Below are 12,463 nucleotides of genomic sequence, written 5' to 3' on the forward strand. Positions count from 1 at the left end.
ATAATTGTAATATTATATCACAATATTTCCCGATAAGGATATTGTTTTCACAAAATAGATGGAATGTCCGCCTTGACCGCTATATCGCAGAATTGTATGCTGAGACTAGCTGTTCTAATGCTATTTTACGGTGAATAGGATGATGGGGGGTACTAAAAACAACATGTCTGAACAAAGAATAAAGCCAATACCGGGTCCGCATCAGGATCGTGCGGAGCTTGCGGCATTGAGTCCGGCGACGGGCCGGCCGGATGATGCGATGATTGCGTTCAAATATAGTGCAGTGGTGCCCGCCGAATATGAGCAGTTTCAATAATGCAGCTTATCCTGTAAACGGAAGGGTCATTCTTCATATCGATATGAACGCATTCTACTGCTCGGTACACGAAGCGGTGGACCCTGAGCAGTACAAGGGCAAGCCGACCGCAGTCGCAGGCAGCGTAGAGCTGCGAAAGGGCATCATTGTTACCTGCTCCTATGCTGCCAGAGCAAAAGGAATCAAGACAGGCATGCTGGTTGGACAGGCGCAGAAGCTGTGCCCGGAGCTGATCCTCATTCGTCCGGATTTTGATTTATACCGGCAGTTTTCAAGACGCTTCATGAAAATTGCTTACGAGTACTCCCCGCTCGTAGAGGCTATGTCCATAGACGAATGCTATATTGACATTACGGGCTCCAAGCAGTTCGGTACTCCGCTGGAGATTGCGGAGCAGATTCAGAAGCGGATTCGCAACGAGCTCATGCTGCCTTGCTCGGTGGGAGTTGCTCCGAACAAGCTGCTTGCGAAGATGGCTTCCGATATGAAGAAGCCAAACGGCATTTCGGTGCTGCGGAAGCGGGATGTCCCCCGCGTTCTCTGGGACAAGCCTTGCGCTTACCTGTACGGAATCGGAGGCAAAACGGCGGAGAAGCTTAAGCGCCTGAACATTCATACGCTCGGACAGCTTGCCCAGGCCAGCGATAAGCTGCTCTCGGAGCAATTCGGCGTACTAGGAGCCCATCTGAAGCGATCGGCTAACGGAGAGGACGATTCACCGGTACAGTCCGAGCAGGATCCAAGCAAATCGATCGGGCATACGACAACGCTGCCGAATAATTATACGGAACGGGCGGATATTCATCGGGTTTTTCTCAATCTGGCCGACCAGGTCGGCAGACGTCTCCGCAGACAGAAGCTGCTGACCCAAACCGTACAAATTACAATCCGCGATCCCGATATGAAGACGATCACGAGAGCATGCAAATTAAATAATCCGACAGAAAATCGGGAAGATATTTACGAGATGGCATGCAAGCTGTTCGAGGATCATTGGCCTGCGGGGAAGCCGGTCAGGCTGCTCGGCATTACCTTACAGAATCTGCTCGACAAGACAGAGGCGCCGGTACAGCTTGATCTGTTCGATTATCAGAAGCAGCCGCTGAAGGAAAAGCTTAACCAGACGATGGATGCGCTTCGCGATAAATTCGGCGAGCACGCTATTCTAACAGCTGGCATGCTAGGTAACGATCCGTCGACATTAATTCGCAATCATAAAGCAAGAGGGACCTCGCTGCAGATGGATCATTTGAAGCAGCATCCTCTGGAGGAAGATTAGGATGATACCGTTCATTGGTTTTGCTGGCTTCTCCGACAGCGGGAAGACCACGCTGATCTCAAGACTCGTGAAGCACTACCAGAATCAAGGAATCCGGGTTGGCGTGATTAAACATGATGCCCATGGGCATTATAAAGAAGCGGCCGGTTCGGACTCATCGCAATATATTCATGCAGGCGCTTCTGCCGCTATCGTCGTCTCACCCGAATCTTATATCGTGTATCGAAGGGAACCCCATACGCTTGAGCAGATGGTGGAAAAGCTTCAATCCGAGGCACTGGATCTGATTCTGGTAGAAGGCTTTAAACAAGGGAAGCACGACCAAATTGCCTTGTTCCGAAGCGAGGAACAGGCGAATATTATAAACCAGCTTCCCAGGGAGCCTGTCGCTGTCGTTGCACCGATGGAACTGACGGGTTGCTGCCCGGATTTTGTTCCACATTTTGCCCCGGACGACATTGCATCCATTGCGGAATTTATTCTTTTACATATAAAGTTTAACGCCTGTGAAGACGGTTGCTAGACTTTATATTTGAACTTTCCTGCGTTTTATATTATATTTTAGGTAAAGGCCGCTAAATCAATAGGGTTCTCAAATATAGGGAGGAATATTACAATGGCAAAATACACTTGGGTTGATAAAGAAACCTGTATCGCATGCGGTGCCTGTGGTGCAACCGCTCCTGACATCTATGACTACGACGATGAAGGCTTGGCAGAAGTCATCTATGAGGGAGACGGCAACAAAGGCGTAACCGAAATTCCGGAAGATCTGTACGATGATCTGCAAGACGCTCAAGACGGCTGCCCAACGGACTCCATTAAAGTTGCTGACAGCCCGTTCAACTAATGCTCTCTAGTTCGATAGTTCATTAGACGATGAAGACCTGTTATTAGGTAAATATACCTAGTAATGGGTCTTTTTGCATGTTTCTTTAATGAATCTTTATGATATGATGGAAGATTTGTGTTACTATTAGGTACGAAACTTGGGTTGGAGGTTGGAAGCACGAATGAAGAAATCATTCAGTAAATCTGCGGTTATTACCATTGGCAATGCATTAGTCATACTGCTTTGTTTTAGTTTTTTGGTTATCGGTCTCTGGAGAGTGCTGTCCAATCAGGCGTTCGATTTCAACTTGAAGCAGTCCATGACCGGACAGCCGCATGAGGATATTGTCGTCGTAGGAATTGATACTGAATCTATCAAATCGATCGGACCCTATCCTTGGGACAGGAAGGTGTATGCGGAGCTGGTAGAGCGTCTTGAGCATGCCGGAGCGAAGGTGATCGGGTTTGACGTCGAGTTCTACACAGAGAGCGGCAATCCGGAAAGCGATAAGACGTTTGCTGAAGCCCTGTCTAAATATAAAAATATTGTTCTCCCGTCCCATGCGGAAGTAGAGAGTGAATTTGCCCGCACCATGAGGATTAAGGAAGGAGACTGGATTACAGCGAGGAGTGTCCAGCAGCCTATCCCGCTGTTCCGGCAATATGCGAATCCATCGCATATCAATGCGACCTACGACAGCGGAGGTACGATTCGTACCAACTGGCTGCAAATCAACACGCCCGAGGGCGTCCTCCCTTCGTTAGGGCTGGCTATGGCGCAGCTGGGTGGAGTGGATGTGAGCAAATATCTGAATGCTCCGGCTATCCAGAACCGGCCCAAATCGGAGATGTACATTAAATGGGATGCGAACGAGCTGGATTTTGAGACGATTCCGGTTTCCCGCGTAGTAAGCGGTACGGTTCCCGATGATGCATTCAAGGACCGTTTTGTCCTGATTGGCTATACCGCTCCAGGATCGGATGAAGGGATAACCCCTATCGAGGAGCACATGCATCTGGTCTATGCCCATGCGAATATATTGAACCAAATCTTGAAGCAGCAGTGGATTCAGCCGGGGAACGGAGCCGTCACAGTCGCTTTGGCGATCCTGATGGTGCTTTTGTACGGTTTTCTGACATGGAAATTAAAGCCTATTACCGGTCTTATCGCCATCTTTATATTATCCATCCTGCTGCTGCTTGGACAATATCTATCCTTTGCCTACAGTGATTATTATATCGATACGATAGGGGCGGTCGGCAGCGGACTCATATCGTATTTAACCAATCTTGCCATGAAAACCTATTTTGAGACCAAACAAAAGAATTATATTACCAAGCAGTTCGGACGATACATATCACCGGATCTGGTAAGGGAGATTGCCCAAAGCGATTCGGAAATCCAGCTGGGAGGCATCAGCAAGGAGCTGACCGTCATGTTCCTGGATGTGCGCGGGTTCACGCCTCTATCTGAAAAGCTGAAGCCGGAAGAGGTGGTAGACTTTTTGAATTTGATGTTCAACCTGATTACGGAGCGTGCATTGGAGAATCATGGAACCATCGATAAATTTATCGGGGATGCGGCTATGATCCTGTATAATGCTCCATTGGATGTGCCTCATCATCCCTATCACGCAGTGAAGACCGCCTATGAAATTCAAAAAGGAATGGAAAAGGTCCGAGCGGATGTTATGAAAAAGTATGGGGTTACCATCAGCGTAGGGATCGGGATCAATACAGGGGATGTCGTCGTAGGAAATATCGGGTCCTACCTGCGGGTCGACTACACGGCTATCGGAGACAATGTCAATACGGCGGCCCGAATCGAGTCGAGCACGAGCGCCAATCAAATTCTTGTTTCGGAATCTACCTATGAGCTGACAAAGTCTTATTTTGAGTACAACTATGTTGGTGAAAAGCTGATGAAGGGGAAAAGCAAGCCATTGAAGCTGTTTGAGGTTGTAGAATGGAAGTCGGCTCCAGATAAGGGGAAGGAAGCGTCCCAGGTGTCATAAATCGCCATTTTTTGCATTGCCAATTGCTGCCTGCCAAATTACAATTAACTAGAGAGCGGCAATCGCCATTTAATAGAATGTCCGTAAGTTGAGAGGAGCATTATTGTGAAATTCGATAAGAGGATTGGGGTACATAACGGCAATAGATTTATAGCGATGTTCGTCATAGGCTGCATGTTCATTTTTATGCTATCCTCCGTTTGGGTTCCATCCGTAGATGCCAAATCGACGCGTGCGGCCATAGTGACCGAGGTCATTGGCGACGTCAGCGTACGGAAAGCCGGCGGTTCAAAAACGTTTACGGCCTATACAGAGATGACCCTGAATCAGGGGGATTTCATCACGACCGGCAGCAATTCGTCCTTAACATTGAAGATAGCCGACCGAGATGATGAAATTACGCTGGGTGACAATACGGAAATCTCCATTACGGAACTGATTGATTCGGGTAATGGAAAGACGTCCAAATTCAAAATGTGGGCAGGGTCGGCCTGGGCCAAGGTCAAGAGCCTTGTCAGCTCCCAGGATGAATATGAGATTGAAACTCCGACGGCGGTCATGGGGGTAAGGGGAACTCATTTCCTGACCATGGTAGATCCTATAACAGGCCAGACCACCATGGTCACTACGGCAGGTGTCGTTCATGCGGAGACTCACAATGCGGATTCAATCGGTTCTGGCCCAGTTAGCCGAAGTGTCAATGTGTATCCTTCACAGCAGATTAGTCTGGACTCCAGAGATCCGTCCATCGATCTTCGGACACAAACGAATTATGCGGATTTTGGGGGAATCATTCATCAAGCATCCCCGAAAGTGCTGGAGACGATAATTAGAGATTATCCCGATATTGCGAAAGAAAATGAAGAGCTCAAGCAAAGATTGTTAAACAATTTCCAAAGCGGTATCCAGAAACCGGACGGCAGCATTCTGAAGCTGCAAAGCCTGGAAGATCTGAACAGAGTGACCGCGAATTTCGATGCGTTCATCCCTGCTCTTGCCAAAGCGGCGGTTGATGCCGGAAAACTAAATCAGGCAGTCATAGACAGAGTGAATGAGCAGCTCAAGGATATGTCCAAAAAGATAGATTTGAACGCGCCGCCTGTCCTGGACACATCGGCAGGCATCGATCCGGACATTCAAGCCTTGAAACAATCACAGCAGGAGAAGCCCGGACGGTTTACCGAGGAATATGCAAAGCTTCAGGAACTCATTCAGATGTACAAGGATGCCATTAATGCAATTAGAATCGAGAATGGACAGTTGGCGGATGCCAACCGGAAGCTGATGGATGAAGCGAATGAATTGGCCAGGCTGCAGCTGAATCGGGCAAATAATGACGGCAGTAGTACAAACCCAGGGAGCGGGGGCACAGCAGTCGGTGGAGGCAGCAGCGGAAGCGGAAGGCCATCGGGAGGAATCCGTCCAGCCCAGCCGGAGCTGGTGAGTCCAACAACCGGTATCACGACTTTCAATCCGGCGGTGTTACGCTGGAAGGCTCCAGTCGGTCAGACGGTGTCCGTGTATCATGGCAGCGAGCTGCTGGGAACGGTAGAAGGGAGGGGCTCTGAGGAAGTAACTATGACTCTGGGCGTTCTTCCGGAAGGAACATACCGCTTGACAGCAGAATCCGTTCGCAATGGAATACCTAGCGTATCGTTATCATTACCTCCTATCACCATCTCGGAAATGCCTATATTGATTAGTCCTACAGCCGATTGGATTACCAACGTGCCGGTGGTAGCAGCTAAAGGTCCGATCCAAACAAAGCTTAAGATCCTGAACCAAGGTCAGGTGATAGCAGAAGCGGACGGCCAGGGGGACCGGGAGGTTACTATTCCGTTAAACAGCCTGGTGACGGACCAATTAAAGGTCTACGATCAATTGACACTAGTAGGCGAGAGAAACGGTAAGCAGACGAAGCCGGTGCCTCTTCCGAAAATAACGACTGACGGCTCCATGGGAGTGCTCCTGAAATCGGCAGTCAAGCAAAATAATACGGTTACGGCAACCCTAGCAATGAAAAACTTCGTGAATGCCAAGGCTCTTTATGCGGCTGAGGTTCATCTGGCCTATGATAACAGGCTTAGCTATTCAGGGGATGGAACGGTAACCAAAAATCCGAATACAGTATTCGGCTCCCTGCCCCAAAGTGTGGAAGTATTAAAACAGTCGAAGGGGACCGGACAATCGGAGCTGATCTATGCGGCGACCAACTTTGGTACCGATGCCGATGCAGGCTTAATTACCGTTGACGGAGAAAAGCTGCTAGCCGCGATTCCTTTGACATTATCCGGAACGGATACAAACGGCTTGAAGGTAAAGCTGCTTTATTACAAAGTGGTTGACAAAAACGGGAATGTCATAGCGGAAGTCAATCTGCAAAACAATCCGGTCGAAATACCGGTTAACTAGACCTTGCATAGAGGGGAACAGAAATCTTATGAAAAAATCAGCGAAGCTGTTATTTTCCTCGGTCGTTGCCGTCAGCTTGATTGGCGGAGGTACCGGGGCGTCGGCAGCATCTATCGCCAAGGACGGATTAAGAAACAGCAGTGGGCAAATCATGATGGATATTACGACCTATGCCGGTCTTGGAGATGACGGCAGTCATGATGATGCGAACAGACTGCAAGCAACGTTCCGCAGCCCGTTCGGCTTGCTAGTGCGCAAAGACGGAACCTTGCTTGTGTCTGACCGGAGCAATCATTTGCTGCGCAGCATCTCCGGCTCCCAGGTAAGCAGTATGGCAGGCATGATCATCGGGAAGGACAATAAGGGCTTCCCCATTGGCGGGCGATATGATGATATTGCCACTCGTTCCGTCTTTCAACAGCCGGCGGGGCTGGCCCAAGATGCTCAAGGGAATCTTTATGTCGCTGATGCAGGCAATAATGCCATTCGAAAAATCGATGCTTCCGGCAAAGTCGTTACGCTTGCGGGTAACGGATTGATCGGGAATAAAGACGCCAAGGGGATGGAAGCGACCTTTAATCAGCCGCAGGATGTTGCAGTAGGGGCAGATGGCAATGTTTATGTAGCTGATACATTAAATCATGTCATAAGGAAGGTCGCTGCCGACGGCACGGTGACCACGCTGAACGCACCCTCCAAAAGAGTCGTGGAGGTAACCCCGGGGCAAGCTGTGTGGAGCGGAGAATATTTGGACGGGGATATCGCCAACGCCAAGTTTAACGAGCCGACGGGGCTTGCCATCGACAGCAAAGGGAATTTGTACGTAAGCGATTCCGGCAATCAAAGGATCCGGTATATAGATTTTGGAACCGGCAAGGTAACGACGGTGGCCGGCGGCACAGCTGTAGGTGAGCCGTTGTATAGTAAGACAAGTCTGTATGCAGACGCTGGGTATGAGGACGGCGATGCCTTGAAGGCACGCTTTAACTATCCGATGGGTATTGCGTTGACGCCTGAGGGCGGTTTGCTTATCGCCGACAGCATGAATCATTCTATTCGGTACCTATATGATGGCAAGGTGGTCACGCTGGCTGGAGATACCGCATTAGCAGCCGGGGAAGCGGACGGAATTGAGCGCTCCGCCCAGTTCCACAAGCCGACGGATGTCGCTGTAGCCGACGACGGATCGGTCTATATTGCCGATGCGTTCAATAATAAGATTCGCCAGCTTCAGCTCTATAAGCTGCCCGCCGGTTTGCTGAAGGATAACCATGTCAAGGTTGTGCTGGAATCGACGGTGCTGGCATTCGAGGCCCAGCCCGAGATCGTGAATGACCGCACCATGGTGCCGGTTCGGGCTGTAACTGAAGCGTTGGGCTATCAAGTAAGCTATGACGAAGTGAACAGAAGCGTTCAACTGACAAAAGGCGGCGTAACCGTAGAGTTGTATGTAGACAAGACCGGGCTGAAGAAACGGGAACAGGGTAAGCCCGAGATGGCCATAGACACAGATACGGCTCCTTATATCAAGCAGGACCTCACATTCGTCCCGGTCCGTTTTTTTGCTGAAGAGATCGGGCTAGACGTACAATGGGATGAAGGGACAAGATCGGTCCTGTTGCGAACGAAGCAAAGGAATAAATAAATTCAGGGTGCAAAGACCTATACTGTAAAGAAAGGAAGTTTTGATTCTTTCACAGCATAGGTTTTTTTGGAAGCATTAGGACCTCATCAGAGTCTCAAACGATTAATGCTGCTTCAAATCATCGCAGTTCATACGGTCATGACGGGAGGAGTAGTCGGTGTCCGACTTGCAGCAGCTTCACGATAAAATTGCTGAATTGGAGCAAAAAAACAACGAGCTTTCCTTCTTGCTCTATTCGGCGCTGCTGGCGTACAGCAGCTTGAATGACAAGGATGAGCTTGTCTCGATGAGCGTGATTCGTTCTTTGGTTCTGGCCTTGGATTCCAGAGACCCGTATACGGCAGGCCATTCCTCAAGGGTTGCCTTATATTCCCTATGGATTGCGAGAGAACTGCAACTTCCGGAAGAGGAGTGCAAGCATTTTTACCGGGCTGCCCTGATGCATGACATCGGAAAAATCGGCGTACCCGACAAGGTGCTTCTGAAGGCAGACAGTCTGGATGACGAGGAGTTTCACATCATGATCTCCCACACGACCATTGGCGCAAGAATCTTATCGAGAATGGAGCCGGAGGAAAGAATGCGTCAGGCGACTGAGGTAGCGAAGTATCATCATGAAAAGATGGACGGCTCCGGTTACCCGGACGGACTTCGGGGGGATGAAATTCCATTCTTTGCAAGAATTGTTGCCGTGGCCGACGCCTTTGACGCGATGACTACGGATAGGCCGTACTCGAAAGGAAGGAGCTACCGGGACGGCCTCAGCGAGCTCATACGCTGTAAGGGCACTCACTTTGATCCCGTCGTGGTGGAGGCGTTCGAGAAGGTCATGGAGCAGCGGGACTATTTGGAGGGGGATTCCAAACTGGCGGAGCAGGTATAATTCCGAAGAAGCATTTCTATCAAGCACACAAGCCCGGATTACCACATGAAGCCAATACGGTTCATTGAGGTTTTCGGGTGTTTTTGTCTGGCCCTTTAAAAAAGCGGGACGGTTGCCGATATTAATGGGAGAAGGTGGAAAGAAGGGGTCGGTCGCCATGAAAGCAAAAGACCATGATGAGCAGCTGCGCCAGTTTTTTCAGCATCATCCGTTGGAAAATCCGGCGTATCTGAAACAATATGTTCGCGAGCATCCGAACAATAAAATGGCCTGGTACCTGCTCGGACGGGAATATGACGCACAGGGCAAGCGCGGAAAGGCGCTGTACTGCTACACGCAAGCAGGCGAGATCTATGAAGCGTTCGAGAACCAAACGATCGCTGTATCGCCTGAATCGGAGCAGTCCTTGCGCCAATGGGAGCAGCAAAGCAGAAGGAAGAAGCTGCAGCGGAGGCTTCGTTGGGCGGCATTGAGTGTCTTCATGGTGCTGGGAGTTTTATTGGCGCCTGAGCTGCGCCAGAATAAGGACGGAGAACGAGCAGCCCTGCCTGCCGGGATGACCCGGGAGCAGGTTCAGGAGACCAAGGTTTATTACGTTACCGGAGCCAAAAGCAAGGAAAATACCGCCGCGGCGCTGCAGGAAATGCTTCTCAAGGAACGGGTGAACCGCTACGCGATTTTGGCGTATGGCAAATCGACCGAGGACGGGAAATGGATTTCCTGGACCAAATCGCCTCCGATTCTTCTTTCTGTCGAGGGGAAAGAGGATGCAGCGTTGCAGCAGATCCAGTATCATGACGCAGAGAGCTGCAGCTGCCAGCCGACAGATGCAAGCAAACCGAAGGCAATTTTCGCGGCTTGGGCGGAACAGCGTGAACAGGAGCTGATCCTGAGGTCTGCGTTGGCTTCATACAAGCAGAGAACCGGCAAACCCCCGGAAAGCTTGAAGGATTTAAGCCAGCCTTATCCTAATAATGTGCTGCCGGGGGTAACCCCTTTTATGGAGCAGCTGTTTGAGCAGGGGAACCCATCGGGGGGCGGAGAGCTTCCCGCAGGCGAGTCCGGCGGAGGAGAAGCTGGCGGCGCAGCATCTCAGCCAGCCGAACCTAACGGTTCCTCCATCGGCACCGGCGGCCTGGTGAAGCCTTTAACCGAGCCGCTTCGCATCGTGGTGGATAAGAGCACGCATCGGCTGGCTCTTGTAAGCGGCCAGATCATTGTCAGAAGCTATCCGGTAGGCTTAGGCGCGGACCGTACGCCGGAAGGCACATTCGAAATATCAGAGAAGGTCCGCAATCCGAACGGGAAGTCCAACGGTGAATTCGGAAGCCGGGGCATGACGTTATCCGATACTCAATATGCCATACATGGAACGAACAAGCCGTCGAGCATCGAAAAGGATCAGTCGCTTGGCTGCATCAGAATGCTGAAGGAGGATGTCGAGGAGCTGTTCGATATGGTTCCTCTCGGGACACCGGTGACCATCGGCAAGGGTCTGCTTCCTACCGAGATCAAGCGGGGGGCCCCGGTTCTCCAGCTGCCGGCACAGACGGAAGAGACGAACCCCGGCAAAGTGTATAAATGGTTAAATTAAAGAGGAGCTGTCCCTTCGTCTTAAGGTTGGAAGGGAGGCTCCTTTGTTTTTTTCTTCATTTAAGCGCTTACTTGTTGAAAATAAAGAGCAAGATCATGATGACAACAATGGCCGCAAATACAGAGCTCGTCCAAATGATAAGCTTCTTGTTGACCGTTTCTTTCGGTTTACGCTGCTGCAAGTACGTAGGTTTTTTTCGATTCATAGGAATTCGCCCTGCCTTTTTCCATAGTTTAAGCATATTTTAACATAATGTCCCCCCTAAACAATATCATTTTGAATAGCCGGTCCTCTTTATTTTTCACGCATAAAACGATAAACTGTTCAAGTAGAGCTACTTACAGAGAACGGTTAGGGGAGAACGATTGCATGCTTTATAAGAAAATAGCAAAACCGGTGCTGTTTCGGATGGATCCGGAAAAGGCGCACCATTTGATCATAGACGGGCTACATACGGTAGGAAAGCTGCCGGGGGGCAAAGCTCTGCTGAAAGGGATGTACGGCGTTCCCGAATATGCGGAGCTGGCAACGACACTTTGGGGTCTTCGCTTCGCCAATCCGGTCGGGTTGGCGGCAGGCTTGGATAAGAACGCCAAGGCGGTCCCCGGCTTTTCTAACATTGGCTTCGGATTTATGGAGGTCGGCACGGTAACGCCAAAGCCGCAGCCGGGCAACGAGCTGCCGCGCTTGTTCCGATTGCCTGAGGATCATGCCTTGATTAACCGGATGGGATTTAATAATGTCGGGATTGATGCGATGGCGGGGCATCTGCGGGAAGCAGGCAACAGAAGCATTCCTGTAGCTGTCAATATCGGTAAAAATAAAATAACCCCGAACGAGCAGGCCGAAGAGGATTACCGCTTATGTATTCGTGGGCTGTACGCTTACGGCGATTTTTTTGTCGTGAACATCAGCTCGCCGAACACACCGGATTTGCGAAATTTGCAGCATGGGGATGATTTGTCCCGATTATTGGCTGCAGTGAAGGATGAAATGCATCAGCAGCATCAAAAGCACGGAGGTCCCGAGAAGCCTGTACTGGTGAAAATAGCGCCGGATCTGGAGCAAGAGGAGATCGGGTACATGGTTGCAACGATAGTGAACAGCGGGGTTTCCGGTATCATTGCCTCCAATACGACCATATCCCGGGCGGGATTGACCGATAAGCATAAAGGTGAAACAGGCGGATTGAGCGGAAGACCGTTGACGGAGCGTTCAACGAAGCTCATTCATACGATTTACGCGGCTACGGAAGGCAAGCTTCCGATTATTGGCTCCGGCGGTATTTTTACCGCAGAAGACGCCTATGCCAAAATATGTGCAGGGGCAAGCCTGGTAGAGGTCTACACGGGAATGATTTATGAAGGGCCGGGGTTGATCAGACAATTGAACGAAGGACTTCGGTCACTGCTGCGCAAAGACGGCTTCAAGCATATCTCCGAAGCGGTTGGATCGGCCCATAGACGTTAGCAGGTTAGCAGGAATGGA

Annotated in this window: 11 protein-coding genes; 10 read left to right on the forward strand and 1 reads right to left on the reverse strand. The window is 50.3% G+C overall.

Going from position 1 to position 12,463, the window contains the following annotated elements:
* Nucleotides 1-163: 163 nt before the first annotated feature.
* The 9 genes from B1728_RS36075 (at nucleotide 164) to B1728_RS02840 (ending at nucleotide 10,975) form a co-directional block, all read left to right on the forward strand.
* Nucleotides 164-316, forward strand: a complete 153-nt coding sequence (locus B1728_RS36075; RefSeq protein ID WP_179135853.1) for a hypothetical protein — start codon at nucleotides 164-166, stop codon at nucleotides 314-316.
* Nucleotides 300-1,595, forward strand: coding sequence for a DNA polymerase IV (locus B1728_RS02805; protein ID WP_079908636.1), 1,296 nt, complete (start codon nucleotides 300-302; stop codon nucleotides 1,593-1,595). Before B1728_RS36075 ends, B1728_RS02805 begins: the two co-directional genes overlap by 17 nt.
* Before the next feature lies 1 nt (nucleotide 1,596).
* The gene (mobB, locus tag B1728_RS02810) at nucleotides 1,597-2,118 is read left to right on the forward strand and encodes a molybdopterin-guanine dinucleotide biosynthesis protein B (protein WP_079908637.1); all 522 of its coding nucleotides are present in this window, start codon (nucleotides 1,597-1,599) and stop codon (nucleotides 2,116-2,118) included.
* 93 nt (nucleotides 2,119-2,211) lie between these two features.
* A complete protein-coding gene (locus B1728_RS02815) occupies nucleotides 2,212-2,445 on the forward strand; it encodes a ferredoxin (RefSeq protein WP_079908638.1) in 234 nt (77 codons plus the stop codon).
* A gap of 163 nt (nucleotides 2,446-2,608) precedes the next feature.
* The gene (locus B1728_RS02820) at nucleotides 2,609-4,441 is read left to right on the forward strand and encodes a CHASE2 domain-containing protein (protein ID WP_079908639.1); all 1,833 of its coding nucleotides are present in this window, start codon (nucleotides 2,609-2,611) and stop codon (nucleotides 4,439-4,441) included.
* A 105-nt stretch (nucleotides 4,442-4,546) separates the two neighbouring features.
* Nucleotides 4,547-6,853 carry a FecR domain-containing protein gene (locus B1728_RS02825; RefSeq protein WP_079908640.1) on the forward strand — a complete coding sequence of 769 codons (2,307 nt, stop codon included), beginning with the start codon at nucleotides 4,547-4,549 and terminating at the stop codon, nucleotides 6,851-6,853.
* 28 nt (nucleotides 6,854-6,881) lie between these two features.
* Nucleotides 6,882-8,498 carry a stalk domain-containing protein gene (locus B1728_RS02830; protein WP_079908641.1) on the forward strand — a complete coding sequence of 539 codons (1,617 nt, stop codon included), beginning with the start codon at nucleotides 6,882-6,884 and terminating at the stop codon, nucleotides 8,496-8,498.
* A gap of 157 nt (nucleotides 8,499-8,655) precedes the next feature.
* Nucleotides 8,656-9,381: an HD-GYP domain-containing protein gene (locus B1728_RS02835; protein ID WP_079908642.1), complete on the forward strand. Its 726-nt coding sequence runs from the start codon at nucleotides 8,656-8,658 to the stop codon at nucleotides 9,379-9,381.
* Between the two features lie 157 nt (nucleotides 9,382-9,538).
* On the forward strand, nucleotides 9,539-10,975 hold the full coding sequence (locus B1728_RS02840; protein WP_079908643.1) for a L,D-transpeptidase family protein: 1,437 nt from the start codon (nucleotides 9,539-9,541) through the stop codon (nucleotides 10,973-10,975).
* 67 nt (nucleotides 10,976-11,042) lie between these two features.
* Here B1728_RS02840 and B1728_RS36080 read toward each other — a convergent pair whose 3' ends face one another.
* Complete coding sequence (locus B1728_RS36080) at nucleotides 11,043-11,180, reverse strand: hypothetical protein (RefSeq protein WP_179135854.1); 138 nt, start codon at nucleotides 11,178-11,180, stop codon at nucleotides 11,043-11,045.
* Nucleotides 11,181-11,344: 164 nt separating this feature from the next.
* Here B1728_RS36080 and B1728_RS02845 point away from each other — a divergent pair, with 164 nt between their 5' ends.
* Nucleotides 11,345-12,445: a quinone-dependent dihydroorotate dehydrogenase gene (locus B1728_RS02845; protein WP_079908644.1), complete on the forward strand. Its 1,101-nt coding sequence runs from the start codon at nucleotides 11,345-11,347 to the stop codon at nucleotides 12,443-12,445.
* The last annotated feature ends 18 nt before the right edge of the window (nucleotides 12,446-12,463 follow it).

The sequence above is a fragment of the Paenibacillus sp. 32352 genome, assembly GCF_002042965.1.
GTDB lineage: Bacteria > Bacillota > Bacilli > Paenibacillales > NBRC-103111 > Paenibacillus_S > Paenibacillus_S vulneris.

Bases quoted from the DNA above. Each gene is read 5' to 3' on its own strand.
- B1728_RS02820 (WP_079908639.1), top strand. From the start codon at position 2,609: ATGAAGAAATCATTCAGTAAATCTGCGGTTATTACCATTGGCAATGCA.
- B1728_RS02815 (WP_079908638.1), top strand. From the start codon at position 2,212: ATGGCAAAATACACTTGGGTTGATAAAGAAACCTGTATCGCATGCGGT.
- B1728_RS02845 (WP_079908644.1), top strand. From the start codon at position 11,345: ATGCTTTATAAGAAAATAGCAAAACCGGTGCTGTTTCGGATGGATCCG.
- B1728_RS02840 (WP_079908643.1), top strand. From the start codon at position 9,539: ATGAAAGCAAAAGACCATGATGAGCAGCTGCGCCAGTTTTTTCAGCAT.
- B1728_RS36080 (WP_179135854.1), bottom strand. From the start codon at position 11,180: ATGAATCGAAAAAAACCTACGTACTTGCAGCAGCGTAAACCGAAAGAA.
- B1728_RS02805 (WP_079908636.1), top strand. From the start codon at position 300: ATGAGCAGTTTCAATAATGCAGCTTATCCTGTAAACGGAAGGGTCATT.
- B1728_RS02830 (WP_079908641.1), top strand. From the start codon at position 6,882: ATGAAAAAATCAGCGAAGCTGTTATTTTCCTCGGTCGTTGCCGTCAGC.
- mobB (WP_079908637.1), top strand. From the start codon at position 1,597: ATGATACCGTTCATTGGTTTTGCTGGCTTCTCCGACAGCGGGAAGACC.
- B1728_RS36075 (WP_179135853.1), top strand. From the start codon at position 164: ATGTCTGAACAAAGAATAAAGCCAATACCGGGTCCGCATCAGGATCGT.